This is a genomic window from Rhodocytophaga rosea (assembly GCF_010119975.1).
Lineage (GTDB): Bacteria > Bacteroidota > Bacteroidia > Cytophagales > 172606-1 > Rhodocytophaga > Rhodocytophaga rosea.
The window spans coordinates 4,053,277-4,074,944 of record NZ_CP048222.1 but is presented as its reverse complement, the minus strand read 5'-3'; the positions used below and the strand labels follow the sequence as shown (position 1 = coordinate 4,074,944).

Here is a 21,668-nt window from a genome sequence, read left to right as displayed (position 1 = left end):
TCGGGAATATAAAAATCTGCTTTACCAAACCGGGGATATTCTACACATAGGATTGTGCTAGCAGCTTGTATTTTATTTATCCTGCTATGTATTTGACCTTAGAGGGTATTGTTTTCTAGCTGTCTTTTCAATACTTCCAAAGTAGTCTTCCAATAGAAGGCCATGTGTGTAAAAATCGCGTATGTTGGGAAATTAGTAATCGTCAGTTCCAGTGTAGTTGATTGCTCAGCTGGTATTAGCATAAAGGTGATGGTACAAAAATTTTCAGCCCGGGCAGCAAGTCTAGAAATGGAACTCAGATGTGTATAGATAAGAACTTTTTCTTTTTGACAGGTTAAGATGGTCCCTGTATTTTCAAATTTTATTCTATGAAATTTTCCTTTCATTTTTATCGGACTCCCTATTTTCCAGTCAGTAAGAATATCCATTTCCATATCTGCATCCAGCATCCATAACTTCATCAAGTCTGGCGTAGTCAGATACTGCCAGACAATAGAAACCGGAGCGTCTATTGTAATTATTTTTCTTACAATATCATTTTGTTCTATCAAAGTCATATGCCCTGATTAGCATGTAACCCGGAATAATCAGCATTGGAAACAATCATTAAGTTTATACATTCCGATAATGACCCACAGCTTCACGTCGGCGGTCCCTTGTGTTAAGGGTGTGCTTTGGAATGGGACGCTGACCGATTGAAGCAAGTGTTAGTGACATAGCCTTTGTTCATTATTATTTTCTATTCGCACGTCAATCTCCCGCCCTTGTTCACTATCTCTCAGACAGTATTTCTGCGGCTTATTTCTGCTTGAATGCCCTTTAAGTTTTTTAAATATCTAGAACCAATTAGAAGTGAAAAAGCTAGCAAGATAATAGTAAGGAAAAAACCTCCTTTATGGGTAGCCGCCCAAACAGCAATGCCAATTACTAAACCGACGAGCACAGCAATTATAGTTTTTCGTGATTTAATTTTTTTCTCCTCTGACAATAATTCGTCAAATCTCATTTGAGAATAATCTTTATTTGAAAGCATAATAATAGCTAGGTTATTTGAAAATTTAATCTTTTAAATTGTAGAAAATATATTGACCTGATTGATGTAACGTTAAGTTACTCTGCTTCCTTTGTTTAATCGAAAAACGGAGCTTTTTTGCTTGCCACTAATGACCCACAGCTTCACGTCGGCGGTCCCTAATGCGTCAGCTATACGATGAGGCGGGCCGCTGTCCGGTTGTATCTGGTGTTAAGTTATCTTATCCTTTTAAATACAAACTCATCAGCCCTGCTGTCATAGCTATCTTTAGTGGCTAATAAAAATAGCTGATTATCGACTTGTTTTATATTGAACAACCGGGCATGTAACAACAACGAGTTAACTTTTAAATCTTTTTGTAGTGAAAACATCCTGAGCGTTCTCCTGTTAAGAGATAATCGGGAGAACTCAAACTGGTGAAATTTCACTTGACTATTCCTTTCAAACCTGCTTACGGACCTATAATAGATCGTGTCTTTCTTGTCATTCAGTTCCCATCCGAATAAGTAAACTTTATCTGGCTTAACCACCAAGAAAAAGTTCTCCTGAAAAGAGGGGTTTACACTTTGGTAGGTTCCGGTCTGAACTTGACTGATCCCCCTAATGCCAAAGAGTGATCCCACCAATATTGCTAAGTATTTCATTTTGATCCTTCAATTGAACACAATGCACCAAACATCCTCACAACTGAGGCTAACTGAGCGTTGCGTTGAAGCAGCCCAGTTGATGCGGGATGTGGTGTTGTCAGTATATGCTTTTCTTTCTTTTTATCCATAAGTATCCACTCACCACAATTCCCCAGGTTAAACTACAATCAATCAAAAGATTTTTTCCGTTTCCACCATGATTAGGGCCATTACTACCACTTAAATAGAACTGATGATAATACCTTAAAGGGAAGCCGATATTTAAACTGTAATCAAATTCAGGCATCCATATAGATTTCACGACAGTCAGAAAGGAAACGGACCAAAAAATTAAAATGGATAATATCGTTCCTTTAATTAGCTTCTTAATCAAGATTTTCTTTTTTTAATATAAGCATTACTGACAACATGTAAATAACCGTACCTCTATTCCAAGTAGTACGGTTATTCCCTAAATATAAGTAATAGTTACTATAGAGTATAGCCCGTAAGCCTTATTTCATCATCTCTAACACCGGCTTTCCTACCGTAAATGTATTGGTGTATTCCAGGCCAAGGAAAGCAGCTACGGTGGAAGCTACCTGGTTTTGCCACCATTGTCCGCTTGTTTTCATTTCGCCTGAGGCTGGCGTATCCGGTCCCATTACCGCAAACCAGATGGCATTAGAACCTTTGTGTTCGTCGCCATGGCTTCTCCAGGCACCCTTAGGCGTATTTCCCCGGCCATGATCGGTGGTGATAATAAAGGTCGTTTTACCGGCATAAAACGGGTCAGACTGTACATATTCCCACAATTCTCCAATTTTGGCATCTGTCTGTTGTGCAGAATGCAGGTATTTATCATAATGGCCTTCGTGGGCAAAATCGTCGGTTTCTCCATAGGCAATATGTAGTACTCTGGGGTGTTTGCGTTTCATATATTCCAGGGCATACTGGTGTGTAAAGGCATCCATCCGTACAGAACCCCAGAGTACAGGCACCTGAGGCTGCAGTTCATTCAGAAACGCTTCCCGGCTGCTGATATCTTTTCCCTGGGCGGTGCGGTAACCGGCATTTACCGGAATGCCGCTGCGTTTTTCATTCACAATATATGGAAACACATCCCAGGAACCGAAAAATGCTACTTTGCCTTTAAACGCAGGCTTCTGGTTGAGCCATTCCAGCACGGTTGTATGCTTATTATCAACTTTATCATTGGAATTAACAGCCGGATCACCAAATCCAGTCAGGATTTCATTGTAGCCAGGATAGGAAAACCAGTGTGGATTAGAAACTGTTACTTTGTTATCCAGCAGGCGGTTACCATATAACTGGCCTTGTTTAGCCATCGTCTGCCAGAACCAGGGCATCAGTTTAATACGGCGGTCCTGAGGTGTAGCGCCGCCAAAAGCTTTTGCGAGTGCCACTGTATCATCTACAAAAGCTTTATCACTTATCAGGCTATCTGTGGCTCCATTAAAAAGTTCTTCCCAGCGGAGCCCATCAAAGGTGATAATAAATACATGTTCGGTTTTCAGTTTTTTTGTTTGTGCCTGGCTTATGCCGGAAATAAGGATAAGTGTAAACAATCCTATCAGGGGCAGGCATTTGTTAAGTATAATGTTCATAGGTGCAGAAGTGTTTTAAACAGGTGGTTTACAAATAGTAAAGTAATCCCTAAAATTCATATCTAAATATCAACTATTTATCAATTATAAATTAAGGAATTATTAAAATTTTGATGTATTTCTTCACACTGGCATCCATCTTTGGTTTCACCGGATGAAACTGGGTAACTCTCTATCTAAATTTTGAGGGCATCTGTGCTTTCACGGTCTCTTAGAAATAAAAGGGAAATTAACCGGGCTATATTTCTTGAGAGATATGAGCCAGGCTTTCTGTAAATTTTCATTCTATTTTATTCATACCTGTTACTTAAATCTGCTATGAACCCAAAAGTTGAAAAGCTGCTGAGCAAGCTGAAAGAACCTTTAGAGAGTAAATCACTCGGAAATCCAGAAGGCAAGCCACCGGAAACAGAGCAGGCACCGAATGAGAAAGTTGGGAGGCGTTCGTTTCTGCAAAAAGCTGGCTTAGGCGGCTTAAGCCTGAGTGTAGTGATGAATGCTTCCCTGGAAGACCAGCTGGCGCATACCACCCAAAAAGTCAACCGGGCTTCTAATCCTTCCGAACTCAAAATTACCGATCTGCGGATTGCACAGTATGGCAATGTGCCCTTGTTAAAAATTGATACCAACCAGGGTGTATATGGCCTGGGCGACGTACGCGACGGTGCCGATAAACGCTATGCCTTGTTTCTGAAAAGCCGCCTGCTGGGCGAAAATCCTTGTAATGTGGAACGCCTCTTCCGGAAGATCAAACAGTTTGGCCATCATGGCAGGCAAGGTGGAGGTGTGTCCGGCGTAGAAATGGCTTTGTGGGATCTGGCCGGTAAGGCATATAACGTACCAGTATATCAACTGCTGGGTGGTAAATACCGCAACAAAGTCCGGATTTATGCCGATACCCCCAGGGTAAAAGATCCTAATGAGTTTGCTACCCGCATGAAAGCCAGAGCCGACCAGGGATTTACCTTCCTTAAAATGGATGTGAATATTGGCATGGTGAAGCATATTCCAGGCACAATCACTAATACCGGCCCTTATGGTGAACTCCGGGATTGGGATGCCAATTTCGACAGCTATGGCCGTACCATGCACCCCTTCACCGGTGTTCAGATCACCGAAAAAGGCGTAGCTGAAATGGAAAAGTTTGTAGCCGCTGTACGCGAAAAAGTAGGCTACGATCTTCCACTAGCTATAGATCACTTAGGCCATATGGGGATCAACAGCAATATTATGCTTGGTAAAGCTTTCACTAAATACAATCTGGCATGGCTGGAAGATATGGTGCCCTGGGAATATACTGATATGTGGAAAGAAATTTCACAAGCCATTGATGTACCTACCTTAACCGGCGAGGATATTTATTTGAAAGAAGGCTTCAAAGACCTGATTGAAAAACGGGCTGTAGATATTGTGCATCCAGACCCAGGCAGTGCAGGAGGTATCTGGGAAACCAAAAAGATCGGCGATTATGCCCAGGAACATGGTATCGGAATGGCTATTCACCATGCGGCTTCTCCTGTATCTTTCCTGGCTACAGTACACAGCGCCGCAGCTACTCAAAGCTTCCTGGCTCTCGAGCACCACTCGGTAGATGTACCCTGGTGGGATGATCTGGTTACAGGTGTTCCCAAACCTATTATACAGAACGGATTCGCCATGGTGCCCGAAAAACCAGGTATTGGTGTAGAACTCAATGAGGATGTGGTGAAAAAACACCTCAAAAAAGGAGAAGGCTATTTCGAGCCTACCAAAGACTGGGACGAACTCCGTTCCTGGGACCGCATCTGGAGCTGATATTTAACCCTTCTTTTAGAGGGAATATGTAAATTTAGTAAACTCTCAACCCTGAACTTTTAACTTTTATTGATGCCATGACTAAAAGCAGACTCAAACAATTACTTTCCAAACTCAATGCCACTTCTCCAGCGCCGGAAACATCTGGCCTGCCGGAAGAATCTAACCGCCTGGACCGCCGTTCTTTCATGCAAAAAGCCGGTTTTGGAGGCTTGAGCCTGAGTGCCTTAATGTTTGCCCCTACAGAGGAACAACTCGAATATACTACCCAGAAAGTAAGCCGGGCGTCCAATCCTTCGGATCTTAAAATCACCGACCTGCGCATTGCCGAAGTAGCAGGTGCTCCTATGCGTGTGCCCATCATCCGGATTGATACCAACCAGGGAATATATGGATATGGTGAAGTACGGGATGGGGCCAGTAAACGTTATGCTTTGTTTCTGAAAAGCCGCCTGCTGGGTGAAAATCCTTGTAATGTGGAAAAGGTCTTTAAAAAGATCAAGCAATTTGGCGGACATAGCCGTCAGGCTGGTGGTGTGTGCGGCGTAGAAATGGCATTGTGGGATCTGGCTGGCAAAGCCTTTAATGTGCCGGTATACCAGATGCTGGGCGGCCGCTACCGGGATAAAGTGCGCATGTATACCGATACCACCAGTTCCGATGATGCCAGCGAATTTGGAAAGCGCATGAAAGCAAGAGCAGATAAAGGATATACGTTTCTGAAAATGGATTTTGGCATCGAAATGATCCAGAATATTCCTGGTGCTTTGATCGGGCATAAAAATTTTGGAGGAGAACCTCTGCGTCAGTGGGGCCCCAGTGAATATGCCAATACCAAACATCCCTTCACCAACATACAGATCACAGACAAAGGCCTCGACGAAATTGTAAAATATGTAGCCGCTGTACGGGATGCTGTAGGTTATGATATCCCGCTTGCTGCCGACCATTTGGGGCATATGGGGGTAAATAGTAATATCCGGCTGGGCAAAGCCCTGGAAAAATACCAGCTGGCCTGGCTCGAAGACATGGTGCCATGGGAATATACCAAGCTATGGAAGCAGATCACAGATGCCATTGATACACCTACGCTTACCGGCGAAGACATTTACCTTAAAGAAGAATTCATAAAACTCATCGATGCGGGTGCTGTAGACATGATTCAGCCTGATCTGGCCAGTTCTGGCGGTATTCTGGAAACAAAACGTATCGGTGATTTTGCAGAAGAACGGGGAGTTCCGATGGCGATGCACTTTGCCGGTACACCGGTTGGGTTTATGGCAAATGTACATTGCGCTGCAGCTACCCAGAACTTTGTTGCCCTAGAGCATCACTCGGTAGATGTGCCCTGGTGGGAAGATCTGGTAACCGGAGATAAACCGCTGGTGAAAGATGGATTTGCCCCTGTTCCCAACAAGCCAGGCTTGGGTATCGAACTGAATGAGAAAGTGGTAAAAGAACACTTATTCAAAGGCGAACAATATTTTGCGCCTACGCCTGAATGGAACGAAGACCGCTCTGCCGACCGCCTGTGGAGCTAGGAGAAACAGGATTCCAAAATACAGGTTAACTCGTTGATTGTAAGAAGTTAACTAACTAGTTAAACCGTATTTATTTTTAACCTCAAACAGGTTTGTTTACAATATTATAAATATCTTGTAAACAAACCTGTTTTGCCTTTTCCGGAAATTGATTTTTATGTGCGTACCTGTATCAGGTCTGTTTTTAGCTTTTTCAAGTTAGAAAGCAGGCTGATTTCCATACACTCTAAATCCAAAAACTTTCTTCCTTCTTCTTAATGTCAGCAACTATGTGTACCAGACCTCTCCTTTACCTTATGTTGTTCCAAACAGTAATTTTTGTAGCCTGCTCGTCTTCACAAAACAGCAAAGAGACAGCTGCAAAGACGGATCATTCCGAACGTTTAGCAACTATTAAAGTACCTGAGGGCTACTCAGTAGAAGTAGTCGCCGGTCCGGATCTAGTGGATTATCCTATGTTTGGTACGGTAGACGAAACCGGAAGGCTTTTTTTATTTGAATCTACCGGTGATGTGTATGCTAAATCGGAAGATGCTATTCAGAATCCTAAGTTCCGGATCAACCTGCTGGAAGACACCAATGAGGATGGTATCTATGATAAAAGCACCATTTTTGCCGACAAAGTAGGTTTTCCGCAGGGAGGTGTTTTCTACAAAGGAAGCCTCTATGCTTCTTCTGCCCCCGATCTGCTCAAACTCACGGATACCAATGGAGATGGGGTAGCCGACAAAAGGGAAGTATTGCTTTCGGGCTGGATTCTGAATGTGAATGCAAATAGTCTGATTGGTCCTTTTATCGGGCCTGATGGATGGCTGTATTTGACCAATGCCATTATGGGGTTTGACTTAACTACCAAAGAAGGGCAACGGCTGAAAGGCGGCACTGCCCGTATCTGGCGGGTTCAACCAGATGGTTCTAAGCTGGAATGGATTTCGGCTGGCGGCATGAATAATCCGGTAGAACTCACCTTTACCGAAGCAGCAGAACCCATTGGTACCGAAACTTATTTTACCGATCCCAAAGCCGGCCAACGGGATGCATTGGTATACTGGACCGAAGGGGGTGTATATCCCAAGCCAAATAAAAATATTGACAGAGATAGCCTGGTGCGTACCGGTGAACTGATGCCAGTCATTTCCAAGTATTCCAGAGTTTCGCCAGCAGGTATTGGCCGTTACCGGAATACTGCACTGGGCGAAGACTTTAAAGATAATTTATTCAGTGCCCAGTTTAATACGCATCGTATCATCCGGCACAAATTAATCCGTGAGGGTGCTTCATTCCACACCGAAGACCAAGTTTTCTTTTCTACAACCAATGAAGATTTTCACCCGACAGATGTACTGGAAGATGGCGATGGCAGCCTGCTGGTGGTAGAAACTGGAGGGTGGTTTATTAAAGGATGTCCGCTTTCACAAGTTTCCAAGCCAGAACTGCAGGGCGCTGTTTACCGCGTACGCCGCAAAAATACCCCAACAGTGGATGATCCCTTTGGTAAACAAATCAACTGGAATTCTCTGGAAGCAACAAAAGCCGTAAGCCTACTGTCAGATGATCGGCCTTTTGTACGAGACCGGGCTGTACAGCGGCTGGTAGATTTGGGTGAAACTGCTGTAATCCCCCTAAGCGAAGCATTAAAAAATTACAAATTGGCAGATGTCCGTACCAAAGCAGTGTTTATTCTCTACCGGATAGGCACAGATAAAGCATTAACCGGCATCCGTTCTGCCCTCGGCGATGCTGATTTGCAAGTACGAGTAGCTGCCGCCCGTTCTGTAGGTCTGGCAAAAGATAAGCAGGCTATCAACAAATTGATGGAAATGGTAGCTAAAGATGAAGCGGCTGCTAAACGTCAGGCGGCAACCGCTTTAGGCCAGATAGGTGCCCCCTTAGCAGTTCCGGCCCTATTATCGGCCGCAGATGGGAATAGCGACCGTTTTATTCAACATGCTATTATTTATTCACTCATTACACTCAACCAGCCGGCAGAAATACAGCAAGCACTAGCACATACATCTTCCCAAGTACAGGAGGTAGCCATGATCGCTTTAGACCAGATGGCGGCATCCACTTTACAAGCCGGTCAGGTGATGCCTTTTCTGACAAATACCAACAAAAATCTGCAACATACAGCTCTTTGGGTAGCTTCACACCATCCAGAGTGGGCTAAGGAAATGATCGGGTTTTTAGAAAAACGGTTGAAAGGCAGTGTACTTTCTACCGATGAAATAGACCTGTACGGTGAAATGTTAGTGTCTTTTTGTGGGAACACCGCCATGCAACAGTTTATGGCAAATGCCCTGAAAGAAGCTACAACTGATCGCAAATTATTTCTGATGGATGCGATGGCTAAATGTCCTGGAAAAGAATTTCCGCCTATCTGGACAGAAAGTATAGGCAGTCAGCTTACTTCCTCTACTGATCCTCTGGTACAGGCAAAGGTACTGGAACTGGTAAATCTGCGGGAGATTACTTTCCTCAGTAAACAACTTAAGCAGGCAGCTGAAAACACTAAAATCCAGGCAAATATACGGATTGCAGCCCTGGGTGCATTGCTCAAAACGCAATCGGCACTTAGCGAAAGTCAGTTTCAATACTTATATAGTCAGTTGCAGGCCGAAAATGAAGCCCCTCTTCGCCAGCAGGCCGCTACTGTACTAGCGCAAAGCAAACTTTCGGAAGAACAACTGATGAAACTTGCTACAGAATATCTACCCAAAGCCGATGCCTTTATTTTGCCTCGCCTGATTCCGGTGTTTCAGCATGGGCATACCGGTGAAATTGGGAAAGCCCTGGCTACTACGTTAATGAATTCGAAAAGCCTGGATAGTTTTTCGGAAGAAAATATGCAAACCATTTTTGCCAGTTATCCGCAAGAAGTGAAACCAGGTATCGATAGTTTGTTGGCAAAACTACGGGAAGTTCAGGCCGGAAGGCTGAAACGCCTGCAGGAAATGGAAGGCCGTATTGCCGATGGAGATCTGGAAAAAGGCCGTACCTTGTTTTTCGGAAAAGCCATTTGCTGGACCTGTCATAAAATTGGCAACGAAGGCGGAAAACTGGGACCAGATCTCACTTCGATCCAGAAAGACCGTTCTGCCCATGATTTATTAGAAGCGATTGTATATCCAAGTGTGAGTTTTGTGCGCGAGTATGAAACCTACCGCATCAAGACTAAAACTGGTGAGCATACTGGTGTTATTCAGGAAAAAACACCACAAGCTATTGTCCTGGGCACTACCCCTCAAAATTCGGTTCGTATTCCCAGAGAAGAAATCGTTTCGATGGAAATCCAGAATACATCTATGATGCCACAAGGATTGGATCAATTACTCACACCCCAGGAAATGGCTGATCTCATGGCATTCATTCTCGGCCAGGACCAGGATCCGGAAACAGATCAGTCTATACTCAGGTAAAGTAGTAAATCCGGACAAGCCTATGAAAAAACGTTTGTATCTTTTGCTATACAAGTTTGTTAGTGTCATTTGCCTGCTGATATGCTTGCCAGTATACGTATATGCACAGCAGACCAACAGCCTGATTTTGGCAGAGAACCATAAGCCAGGCACCAAAGAATGGATGCTTACCAAGGTGGATACAGTACGCACGTTTATCAAAGACCAGAAGAGCGCACCCCCTTATTATGCCAGAAGCAAACGGATAGAAGGTTTTGTATCCAAAACTAGTTATGCAGCCGGAGATACGGTGCATGTATATGTAAATACAGAGCCTATATCCACATTTAAACTGGAAGTGTTCCGGATGGGCTATTACCAGGGAAATGGAGGCAGGCGGATGCTATCTGTAGAGAATATAAAAGGCATCGCACAACCCACCCCTGAAGATGGAAAAAGGAACCTGAGAGAATCGGTATGGCAGCGCTCACATTCCTTTACAATACCTTCCGAATGGGTAAGTGGGGTGTATCTGGGTAAACTCACCGAGAATAATACCGGCTATCAGGCATATATCGTATTTGTGGTAAAAGATAAACGCAAAGCCGATTTTATGTTCCAGGTGTCTGATCTTACTTGGCAAGCCTATAACCGGTGGCCAGCCTGGCGCTCTTTATACGATTTTCAGGACAATATCTGGAATACAAGTGGAGGCAATATATTGAGCTTCGACCGTCCTTATACTTTCTATTACAATGGCCTTCCTTCGAATTTGAATCTATATACCAATGGTTCGGGAGAGTTTTTGCTATGGGAATTTCCCCTGGCTTTCTGGATGGAAAGAGAAGGCTATGATGTTACCTATGTTTCTAACCTGGATACCCACCAGGATGCCCAAGGGCTATTGCGGGTAAAAGGATTTATTTCAGTAGGCCACGACGAATACTGGACGAGGCAGATGCATATGAATGTAAGCCATGCCCGTGACCAGGGAATAAATCTGTTGTTTTTGGGGGGCAATTCTGTGGATGGAGAAATCTTTCTGACGACCAGCTCCGATGGAAGGCCAGATAGGATTATGGGCCGTATTCGCGATTTTCCAGATGAACAAAACCTGATGGGTGCTTCTTCTTACGGCGTTGGCCTTGGCAACTGGACTGTAAAACAAGCTGATCATTGGTTGTTTGAAAAAACCGGACTAAAAAACGGCGATGCGATATCTGACCTAGTTGGGTGGGAATATCAGGGTCCGCCCTTGCGGAATGATCCAAGCCTGATCGTACTGGCGCAATCCAAAATGGATGATAAATGGAAGCCAGACCCGGATAATTATACCACTACCATCTATAATGGTCCGAAAGGAAATTTTGTTTTTAATGCAGCCACTTGCTGGTGGAGTATGCCTTTATCATCACCACCTAGTTTCCGGAACCCTCCTGGCAAAGATTTCACCAAAGAAGATGTCAGGGTACAGCAGATGACTCGCAACTTACTGAATCGGGCCAGATCAGTCCAGGCAGGTAAATAAGTACTAACACAAACTTTTACTATTCAGTTTTACAAACAAAATTCAATTATGGAACGCCGCCACTTTTTAAAAAATAGTTTACTTACCGGAATCACAGCACTTTCGGCATCTGCTAGTATCGGAGCTGTTCAGAATCAAAAAGATACTACGCCTTTTAAAATGAAATTTTCTCCAGAATTTGGCATTTTCGCAGAGCTTTCTGGAAAAGATCCGGTAGACCAAGTGAAATGGGGATATGACCAGGGATTCCGTGCCTGGGAAAATACTATGCTCAAAGACAGGCCGATAGCCGATCAGGAACGCATCAGCAAAGCCATGCAACAACTGGGTATGGAATTCGGGCAGTTTGTGGGAACGCTTACCTTTAAGGATGTCACCTTTGCCGGAAGAGATACCAGTCTCCGGGAAAAGGTATTGAGTGATGTAAAGGCATCCGTAGACATTGCCAAACGGATGAATACTAAATTTGTGCACAACGTATTGGGTGTTTACGATCCAAAACTTCCCTGGGACTTTCAGATGGCCAATGCCATCGACCTGCTCAAACGCATCGCCGATATCTACGAACCGCATGGCATTGTGATGGTAATGGAATCGATGAACCACAAAATCGATCATCCGAATATGTTTCTGCATACCATTCCACAGGCGTATGCCCTAGCAAAAGCTGTCGGCCGTCCGAGTGTGAAAGTGCTGTTTGATTTTTACCACGTACAAATTCAGGAGGGCAACTTGCTTCCTACTTTAGATTATGCCTGGGATGAGGTTGCGTATATCCAGATGGGCGATACACCAGGCCGCAAAGAACCTACTTCCGGAGAAATTAATTACTGGAAAGTATTGCAGCATGTGCAGGATAAAGGCTACAAAGGTTTTGTTGGCTTGGAACACGGAATTAGTAAACCTGGTAAAGAAGGCGCCTTGGCCGCCCTGAAAGCGTATCGTTCAGTTGACCCCAAATAGTGAGTTGCTCTTTAGAAGACAGAAATTTGAAAACAGATGAAAACCCATCAAAGGTTTTGCAAGAAAAGCATGCATCAGTCCAAACATATTCAAAAGAAGTGTATGATAAAAAAGTTTTCAATTTTGCTTATAAGCCAGTTTATTCTCCAGTTAACATAAATAAGCTTTCCTATCTTTTCTAATACAGTCTCTCAATGGGCAATCGAGAAAAGAGTTAATAGAAATCGAAAAATTGAATGCCTTTTTATTACGCCCACTAAGCTGATAATTAGCTCTATTGTGTATCGTCTAACAAAATGTAGTTGCAGTTATGCCGTTAATCTATAGAATTAGAGGCTGCTCATTTTTTATGTCTTTATCCCTTGCCAGAAACAATACGATGTTTAACTTGCTATATTTGATGTAAAACAACCCACCTCAATATGCCTGTTTCTACCTTAATTAGCTTTTTACTAGTGGCACTGGCTACCTTTTATCCCCTACATCCGGAATTTAATAGAGCCACTATTGCCAATGAAATGGAGCAATCTTTACAAAGAGACTTGCTCACAAAATTTTTCCCGGCTGTTATTGATGAAGAAAAAGGAGGATTTCTTACCACTTTCACCTACGACTGGAAACTCACCGGTCCGCAAGACAAAATGATTGTAACCCAGGCCCGCCACACCTGGACACCAGCCAAAGCAGCTTTGTTTTATCCAGGCAACCAGGAATACCGAACTGCCGCCCGGCATGGCTATGCTTATCTTCGGAATGTGTTGTGGGACAAATATCATGGTGGATTTTATACCTGGGTAAGCCGAGATGGAAAACCAAAAGACGATGAGCCCAAAACAGCCTATGGCAATGCATTCGGAATTTATGCCCTGGCAGCGTATTATCAGCTTTCTGGTGATACGGCTACATTAAATTTAGCAAAACAGGCATTTTTGTGGCTAGAAAAACATAGCCATGATCCAAAAGCAAAAGGCTATTTTCAACATCTGACCAGAGAAGGCAAACCTATATTGAAACGCTCGGCTACTAACCCCGAAGTAGGCTATAAGGATCAGAACAGTTCTATTCACCTGCTCGAAGCTTTTACAGAACTATACAGCGTATGGCCGGATAATCTGCTGAGGGTACGTTTGCAGGAAATGCTGATGCTCATCAGAGATAGGATTGTAACACCCAAAGGATACCTGACTTTATTCCTTACGCCAGAATGGAAACCGGTTTCTTACCGGGACTCTTCCGAAACAGCCAGAAAAGCCAACCACCGGCTCGACCATGTATCGTTCGGGCATGATGTAGAAACGGCTTATCTACTGCTCGAAGCATCGCATACGCTGGGTCTGAAACATGATGAGGTTACGATGAAAATTGCCAAGAAAATGGTAGACCATGCCCTGCAAAATGGATGGGATAACCAGGCTGGCGGATTTTATGACCAGGGCTATTATTATAAGGGTAGTGATAAAATTGCAATTATTCATGATGCCAAAAACTGGTGGACACAGGCAGAAGCCTTGAATACCTTATTGCTGATGGCTGATACCTACCCCAACGACAAACAACAGTATTACGACAAGTTTACCAAACAGTGGGAGTATGTAAAAAAATACCTGCTCGATTCTAAATATGGCGGCTGGTATGCCGGTGGTATTGATAAAGAACCAGATCAGGCGAAAGGTAATAAAGGCCATGCCTGGAAAGCCTGTTATCATGAAAGCCGTTCACTGATGAACTGCTTACTCCGGTTAAATCCTGATAAACAAGCACCGAGCGCCCCAACGGGTTTAACTATCAGTACAAATAATAGTCAGGCCGTTGTAAAATGGAAAGCATCTACCGATAACAGACAAGTAATAGGATATGATATTTATTTGGGTGGGAAAAAAATAGGATTTACACCGCTTGCACAGTTTGCCTTATCTGCCAGTGATGCTTCTAAAAAGAATGATTTGTACGTAATTGCCAAAGATTTGTCTGGTAATGAAACGGTATCGCAGGCTATTACCAGAGAGTAGAGCAATCTATTATTCCATAATTATCAGAGGAAATATCGAATGGTAAAAGTCTCAGACAGGAAAGCTTTTAACAGCACCTTGGCAACTCAATTAAATCCTCTATTTGAATATGTAATAATTATTTCCAGAGCGCTGCTAATTTTGTAATTTGCATAGAGTGACGAATGATACGCTGTTGTATTTGATGCCATTTGCAACGGCCACTGAAACTAAATGTATGCCAACCACCAAACAATTTAACCTAACCCACCTCAAAATTGACGATTCCCTGCAAGGAAGTTCTCTGGCTTCTTTTGGCAGAAGAACCATAGCCTTTATAATAGACTGGGTGATAATATTTGCCTGTACCCAGTATCTATGGCTCACCGCTTTGGTCATATTTGCGCTGGTAATGATGAGGAAAAAATATAAAACGGCCTTCCTGCGCAATTCAATCCTGATCCGTAATAATATTCATAAGCTGGATGAGCATCTGGAGAAATATGATGTAGAACAATCGCTCCGGAGCCAGTTTAAAAAGCATCTCACCTGGTATATGTATCTGATCATCTATGGCCCTATTGTCGTTTCAATTGTAATAGCGGCCGGTATTGTGTTGGGCATGCTTTCGCCTACAGAATATGGGGCAATTTCAGAAAAACAGGTACAAGGAGCGATGCTTTTTCATCCGTTTAAGGATGTATATAATGTCTTTACTTTTTTTGGCGGACTGCTGAGCGGTATGTTATACTTTTCACTATTCACCTGGAAATGGCAGGGACAAACACCCGGCAAACGTTTGATGAAAATTAAAGTAGTGAAACTGAATGGTACGCCTATTACCTTGTGGAACAGTTTTGAACGTTTTTCCGGCTATTCTTCTTCAGCTTCTTCGTTTCTGCTTGGCTTTTTTCAATACTACTGGGACACCAATCACCAGACCACCCACGATAAAATATCTGAGACTATTGTGGTTCAGGCGTAAGTTTCCCATTGCTATCCACAACAGGTTCGTTAACGATCTGTTCATATAACTCTGGATCTGACTTTTTTACTTTTTTTACCAGAAAAGGAATCATTACCTGCATTTCTTTGCTGCTCCAGTCATGCAGCCGGAGTCTGCGGTAAAAGGTATCCTTTTTAAAACCAAGTTTGTCCCATATTTCCTGGTGTCTGGTACCGGAAGCTTTTATCAGGTCGGCAACAGAAGTCTGTAATCTTTGATAAGATTTAATAATGCTATCGTATGTTTTTATAAAGTTATAGTTGATCATGGATTTATTTATTAATGCATACAAAAAGCCGTTTGCAAACACAAAAGGCAATCCACCAGGCACATTAAAGCCCGGAACTTCTTCTCAAATGACAATAGATAAAGTAAATAAGGTAATCGGATTTTCCTCATCCCAGGAAGCTGATAAGGAAAATGGTTATAAAAGAACTGGCAATATATTGCACTTCAAAACCGGCGTAAGCAAGAATTTTTACGAAAGATTTATAATAAAGGTTATAGGCGGAAAAATTGAAATTAATATGCTGTGCAACATTTGAGCAGAAGACAGGTGCCAAAAAAGAAAACCACAACTACATTTACAGATTGTAATTGTGGTTAGGTTAGCCTTCCAAATCCTGTTACTTATCGCTGATAAGCAGCGGCATATTTCCACGTCCGGCACCCATAATGATAACTTTAGAATTAGGCGAGGTAGCAATGGCTTGTTGTGCTTTAATACTTTCATATTGCAGTTGTTTATCACTGAGCCCGGTACTCAGGATCTGCTGATAATCGGCAATACCCTGCGCTTCTACCCTTTTGCGTTCGGCTTCCTGTTTTTCTTTCTGCAAGACAAAAGTCATTTTCTGGGCTTCCTGTTCTGCATTAATTTTAGATTCAATGGTTTGTTTGACAGAAGCCGGCAGATTGAGATTCCGGATAAGTAATTGTTCCAGCAGCAAACCACGGGTTTTAAAGTTGGCTTCTATGTCTTTGAAAATACGGCTTTGAAACTCCTCTCTTTTAGTAGAATACAAAGAAACGGCATCGTAATACACGGCATTATCGCGAATCTTGGTGCGGGTGATAGGCCGTACAATAATGTCTTTATAATCTGTGCCGATCTCCCGCAAAATGTTAGGTGATTGTGCAGGCATCACTTTATACAATACAGTCAGGTCTATCACTACTTCAAGACCATCCGACGATAATACACGAATGGCATCGTCCCCTTGGTTGTCGCCTTGCTCATGTGTCGCCGACATGGTATAATTCTGCGTTTTGATATTAAATGTAGTAACTTCAACCAGCGGATTTACCACATTTAAGCCACTTTCCAGGGTGCGGTCGCTCACTTTTCCAAATAGTTTTTGTACACCTACTTCCCCGGCATCTACCTGCACCACCGAAGAAGCCAGTGCTCCTATGAGTATAAGTGCCACACCGGCTACTTTAATGCCAGTAGCATATCTATATACCTGATAATTAGATTTACTTAATGAAAAGGCGATAATCAGCATAACAATGCCTATGATTGCGATGAGCATAATGGTATGAATTTATGGATGTTGGATAGGAAAAAATTATTTTAACAAGTACATAAGTGGCAGTTACTATAAATTCTATACTGCTTTGTGGTAGTCCCCTGTTTAATAATTCCAAGTTAGCCTAAAAAAGTGGATATTTTAAATTCTCCTCTGCAAACAAAAAGCAGGCTTGATGAAGGCCTGCTTTTTACTTATGAAACAACTAAGCAAGAATTATAAACCTCCCTGCGTATTTACTAAATTGTTGTAGTGCTTATCGAAAATAGCTTTGTATTTTTCGCCTTCTTTCTTTCCCGTAAAGGCTTCTGCCACCTGATTCAATACATATAAATTGGTTTGAATCTCACGCTGGTTATTGCGGCCCTTCGTCAGGTAATAGTTCAGATTCTGGTCGGCACGGCCAGATAAAATATCTGATACTTCCTGGGCTTTTTTGGTTTCCCCTACACCCACCAGAACTGAAACAATATTAGCTGTCATCTCATCGTAGGGAACACCTGCATCTGGCAATACTTCCAGAGAATGTAAGGCTATAGCACGGGCTTTGTCTTTTTTACCTTCATTCAGTAACTGGTCAGCGAGGCGGTAGAAATGCAAACGGGCATTTATCGGGAAGCGGCGGTAATTGTCGTCATAATACACATTCGGATTACCCATCTCCCGCCAGTACATCTTCTTCATCATGTTCTCATACATCAGGTCTGAATTAATATATCCCTGTGTAGCCCCGGCAACCTTCACTGGCAACAGGCGGTAAACCAACCCTTCTACCTGCATAAATTCTTTCAGATTCAGGTAGCTGGAAGGCGCCAGCGTACTGGAGAAATAGATAGGCCGTTCCCAGTTATTGGTCGTAATCATATCCAGAATGATCAGGTCGGGTTTCAGCAAATCGCCACGGTTCACATTCCAAACCATTCTTTCAGTCAAAGAATCACGTAGAGAAGGCATAATAATGCCGCTTTGCAATACTTTTTGTTTATCTACTGGCTGCACCAGTGTACTGGAAGGAAGCACAGTTAATTGTTCGTCGCGGTAGGCAATTTTAATAGCCGGATTATCTTTTCTTACCAGATCTATGTATTGCGGCAGGGAAATTCCATTTTTAACATTCGGATTTTCTACCAGCGGAATCTGCTCATTTTTACCAGAAATATACTGCGGCAGTTCCAGCGAAATAGGCAAAGGCTTAGACTCATACGTTGGGCGTTTCATCTGCTGAATGTACCATTCTGTACCCAGCAAACTCAGGTTACACACCCGCACATCGGTGCGGAAACCTTCCACTTCCTGTACATACCATAAGGGGAATGTATCATTATCGCCGCCGGTAAACAAGATCGCATTTGGTGCACAGGCACTCAGCAGGTTTTTGGCAGAATCTACCGAATGATAGCGCTTAGACCGGTTATGGTCGTCCCATCCCTGAGCCGCCATCACACCCGGCACTACCAGGCAAACTACTCCGGCTGTTAGAGAGGAAGCAGACGGATTTTTAATAATGCGGCCTAATGTTTCTGCCAGAGCCATTACACCCAGACCTATCCATATCGCAAACGCATAAAATGAACCTACATAAATATAATCCCGTTCCCGGGGTTCTACCGGCGGAGAATTGAGGTAGAGAATTAAGGCAATACCAGTGAGGAAGAAAAGCATGGTAACGATGAAGAACCGCCGTTTGTCTTTTCCATAATGGTATAAAAACCCGACTAAACCCAGAATAAAAGGCAACATGAAAAAGTTATTCCGGCCTTTATTGGTCGCCAGCTCAAATGGCAGTTCATCCCGCCCAGGGCTGAGAGGTGAAAGCCATCCGGCACCTTCAATGTCGCTCTCACGGCCTACAAAATTCCACATGAAATAGCGGAAATACATATGTCCCAGCTGGTGTTTGAATAGAAATGCCAGATTATCGCCCAGGTTTGGACGTTCGCCTTCCTTCAGGTTCACAATCTGGCGATAGAGCTGTTCGTGGCCTGGCTGGCGGCTGTGCATTCGGGGTAGTAAGGTATTTCCCTTAGGATCAAATTCGTTGATGAGTTTATAATCGTAGATCTCATATTTAGTTTCGCCTTTTCTGTACAAAGGTTCGCCTTTCTGCTGATCTACCAGTTGTGCATTAAAGTTAGGGCCATAGAGTAAGGGACGATCGCCATATTGTTCTCTTTTCAGATAGTACACAAAGGTAAGCACATCACTGGGGTTGTTTTCATTGATAGGAGGATTGTATTCGGCCCGTATCAGAATAATGGCATACGAAGCATAACCAATAAGAATAAATGCCAGCGAAAGCAGACTGGTGTTTAAAACAGCGTTTTGCTTTTTTATAGAATAATAGATCCCATACACCAGCCCACCCAGAAATAAAACTGTAAAAAATAAGATGCCTGATCCGAAAGGTAAGCCCAAATTATTAACAAAGAATATCTCCATTTTACCAGCCAGACTAGGCAAGCCGGGAATAATTCCAACCATAATGGCCATAATAATAGCACCACTGATCAGTAAGGCTGTTATTATACCCACCGCAGAAGTCTGCTTGTGTCTTTTGAAGTAATAGACCAGACCCAGGGCTGGCATCGCTACCAGATTCAACAAGTGTACCCCAATGGATAAGCCAATCATATAGGCAATCAATAGAAGCCAGCGGTTGGAAGAACTTTCATCTTCTATCAATTCCCATTTGAGAATGGCCCAGAATACAAAAGCGGTAAAGAACGACGACATGGCATATACTTCTGCTTCTACCGCCGAAAACCAGAAAGAATCGGAGAAGGTATATGCCAGGGCACCTACCACGCCAGCACCCATCAAACTAAAGGTCTGCGCCGAAGTCAGATTTTCAGCACTCACTTTCAGTACTTTTCTGCCCAGCAAAGTAATTGTCCAGAACAGGAACAGAATGGTGAATGCGCTACACAGCACCGACGACATATTGATCCAGAAAGCTACGGTCATTACATCAGCAGCCAGTAAGGAGAACATCCGGCCCACCAGCAGGAAAAAAGGCGCTCCAGGAGGGTGAGGCACCATGAGTTTATAAGAAACGGCTATAAATTCTCCGCAATCCCAGAAACTGGCGGTAGGCTCTACAGTAAGTGTGTATACCACTGCCGCAATAAAAAACACAAGCCATCCAGTCAGGTTATTTACTTTCTTGAAATTAAACATATTGGCTATTAAAAATTTGTGCGAAATTACTAAATAAAGCTAAACTATTGCGAGGCATCAGGAGGGAATATGGAAAATAAAAATGAGTGATTGCGTGAATGAGAGATTGAGCGAGTAATCAATAATAAGTATTGTTGAATTAATTTTGTTGAGATGGCCTTGCATTTCATTCACTCCATCACTCATTTACTTATTCACTTACTCCCTCCGGATGGCTTCTACCGGATCTAATCTGGCGGCTCGTACAGCCGGATAAGTACCAAAAACAATTCCGATCAGAATAGCGATAGCAGCAATAATGAGGAAAGTAGTGAGGGTATATGCCGCCTGAAAAGGAGCCTGGGTAAGCATTTTAATGACTGGAATTATCACCATCGTACTGAGTATTCCCAACACCAGGCCCAGGAAACTGCCAAACAAACTAATGCTGACGGATTCGGCCAGAAATTGCAGCAGAATATCCTGTTTTTTTGCTCCCAATGCTTTTCTTACGCCAATCTCTACCGTCCGTTCAGTTACAGAGATAAGCAATACATTCATCACGCCAATACCACCTACAATCACGGAAATCCCCACGATTAAGCCCATTACGATCCTAAACAGCAGAAATCCCTGGGCGGCTTGTTTTACCCTCATTTCATTAGTGGCCACTACAAAGTCTGTTTCTTTCCCCTTAAACTGCTGGCTGAGCCATTTTTCTACTTGTACTTTGATGGCCGGAACCGCTTCTACTTCATCTGCTATAATGGTGCAGAAAGGAGGCTCAGCAGCTAATTCTTCTTTGGAAAATAACGTGATCGGCGTAAACAATTGTGCTTGTTCGGATGGGTATTCCGAAGGAGCCAGTATGCCAATGACCTGAACTTCTTTATTGCTAAAAGTAATTTTCTGCCTTAGTAAACCTGAAAGCGAATCTTTGCCCATCAGGTGGCTGGCCAGAACATGATTAACATATGCTACTTTCGCCTGGCTATCTACTTCAGCTTTAGTAAAATACCTGCCATATGCCATATTTACATCAGTAGCCGCCGGTGCAGCACGGCCAATGGTTAAAGCACCAGCCGGAGTATTTTTCCCTTGTAGATTAACTTCATGCGATTGGTTGAAATTCAGATAGGTTTTGGCCGGATGTGTAAGAGAGGCAACCAGTTGCTGAAATTGACTATAATCCAGATAGGCATATGATTCTTTTTTTAATCTTACACCATTTACGTTTTTGTGGGTTTCTGTGCGGATATTTACTGCTTTCAGCGAAGTGGTTTTGGTAATTTGTTCCTGGGCATACTTTTCCATTCCATCAATCATAGAAAGAATCGTAACCAATGCTGCCACTCCAATCACAATACCTAATACGGAAAGTAACGTATGAAACAACCTCGACACAATATTCTGCCGGGCCAGTGCGAATGAAAGCAATATTTTCTTTAGCATGGATAGGATAGATAAGTTAATCT

At 43.1% G+C, this 21,668-nt stretch carries 15 protein-coding genes; 8 read left to right on the top strand and 7 right to left on the bottom strand.

The window, feature by feature from the left end; translation table 11 throughout:
* Positions 1–98: 98 nt before the first annotated feature.
* The 3 genes from GXP67_RS16840 to GXP67_RS16830 all read right to left on the bottom strand — a co-directional run bounded on the left by GXP67_RS16840 (position 99) and on the right by GXP67_RS16830 (position 3,287).
* Positions 99–557: an SRPBCC family protein gene (locus GXP67_RS16840; RefSeq protein WP_162444204.1), complete on the bottom strand. Its 459-nt coding sequence runs from the start codon at positions 555–557 to the stop codon at positions 99–101.
* A gap of 221 nt (positions 558–778) precedes the next feature.
* Positions 779–1,033 (bottom strand): hypothetical protein, encoded by a 255-nt coding sequence (locus tag GXP67_RS16835; protein WP_162444203.1) that lies wholly within the window; start codon positions 1,031–1,033, stop codon positions 779–781.
* 1,141 nt (positions 1,034–2,174) lie between these two features.
* Entirely contained in the window at positions 2,175–3,287 is a 1,113-nt protein-coding gene (locus tag GXP67_RS16830) for a phosphoglyceromutase (protein ID WP_162444202.1), read from the bottom strand.
* 318 nt (positions 3,288–3,605) lie between these two features.
* On the opposite strand from GXP67_RS16830, the gene GXP67_RS16825 reads away from it, so the two are divergent.
* From GXP67_RS16825 to GXP67_RS16795, 7 genes are all read left to right on the top strand, one after another.
* Positions 3,606–5,081 (top strand): mandelate racemase/muconate lactonizing enzyme family protein, encoded by a 1,476-nt coding sequence (locus tag GXP67_RS16825; protein ID WP_162444201.1) that lies wholly within the window; start codon positions 3,606–3,608, stop codon positions 5,079–5,081.
* Positions 5,082–5,158: 77 nt separating this feature from the next.
* Positions 5,159–6,622, top strand: coding sequence for a mandelate racemase/muconate lactonizing enzyme family protein (locus tag GXP67_RS16820; protein WP_162444200.1), 1,464 nt, complete (start codon positions 5,159–5,161; stop codon positions 6,620–6,622).
* 296 nt (positions 6,623–6,918) lie between these two features.
* On the top strand, positions 6,919–10,041 hold the full coding sequence (locus GXP67_RS16815) for a PVC-type heme-binding CxxCH protein (protein WP_162444199.1): 3,123 nt from the start codon (positions 6,919–6,921) through the stop codon (positions 10,039–10,041).
* A gap of 22 nt (positions 10,042–10,063) precedes the next feature.
* The gene (locus GXP67_RS16810; RefSeq protein ID WP_162444198.1) at positions 10,064–11,548 is read left to right on the top strand and encodes a N,N-dimethylformamidase beta subunit family domain-containing protein; all 1,485 of its coding nucleotides are present in this window, start codon (positions 10,064–10,066) and stop codon (positions 11,546–11,548) included.
* Positions 11,549–11,596: 48 nt separating this feature from the next.
* Positions 11,597–12,511 (top strand): hydroxypyruvate isomerase family protein, encoded by a 915-nt coding sequence (locus GXP67_RS16805; RefSeq protein ID WP_162444197.1) that lies wholly within the window; start codon positions 11,597–11,599, stop codon positions 12,509–12,511.
* A 422-nt stretch (positions 12,512–12,933) separates the two neighbouring features.
* Entirely contained in the window at positions 12,934–14,520 is a 1,587-nt protein-coding gene (locus GXP67_RS16800; protein WP_162444196.1) for an AGE family epimerase/isomerase, read from the top strand.
* Between the two features lie 217 nt (positions 14,521–14,737).
* The gene (locus GXP67_RS16795) at positions 14,738–15,484 is read left to right on the top strand and encodes an RDD family protein (protein WP_162444195.1); all 747 of its coding nucleotides are present in this window, start codon (positions 14,738–14,740) and stop codon (positions 15,482–15,484) included.
* Here the strand turns inward: GXP67_RS16795 and GXP67_RS16790 are convergent.
* Positions 15,465–15,773 carry a hypothetical protein gene (locus GXP67_RS16790; protein ID WP_162444194.1) on the bottom strand — a complete coding sequence of 103 codons (309 nt, stop codon included), beginning with the start codon at positions 15,771–15,773 and terminating at the stop codon, positions 15,465–15,467. The two genes, GXP67_RS16795 and GXP67_RS16790, sit on opposite strands and share 20 nt — an antisense overlap.
* Between GXP67_RS16790 and GXP67_RS16785 the strand changes: the two genes are divergently transcribed.
* Complete coding sequence (locus GXP67_RS16785) at positions 15,772–16,050, top strand: hypothetical protein (RefSeq protein WP_162444193.1); 279 nt, start codon at positions 15,772–15,774, stop codon at positions 16,048–16,050. The genes GXP67_RS16790 and GXP67_RS16785 overlap by 2 nt on opposite strands.
* An 81-nt stretch (positions 16,051–16,131) precedes the next feature.
* Here GXP67_RS16785 and GXP67_RS16780 read toward each other — a convergent pair whose 3' ends face one another.
* The 3 genes from GXP67_RS16780 to GXP67_RS16770 form a co-directional block, all read right to left on the bottom strand.
* Positions 16,132–17,040 (bottom strand): prohibitin family protein, encoded by a 909-nt coding sequence (locus tag GXP67_RS16780; protein ID WP_162444192.1) that lies wholly within the window; start codon positions 17,038–17,040, stop codon positions 16,132–16,134.
* Between the two features lie 213 nt (positions 17,041–17,253).
* The gene (locus GXP67_RS16775; RefSeq protein WP_162444191.1) at positions 17,254–20,214 is read right to left on the bottom strand and encodes a glycosyltransferase family 117 protein; all 2,961 of its coding nucleotides are present in this window, start codon (positions 20,212–20,214) and stop codon (positions 17,254–17,256) included.
* A gap of 198 nt (positions 20,215–20,412) precedes the next feature.
* On the bottom strand, positions 20,413–21,645 hold the full coding sequence (locus GXP67_RS16770) for an ABC transporter permease (RefSeq protein WP_162444190.1): 1,233 nt from the start codon (positions 21,643–21,645) through the stop codon (positions 20,413–20,415).
* Positions 21,646–21,668: the final 23 nt, after the last annotated feature.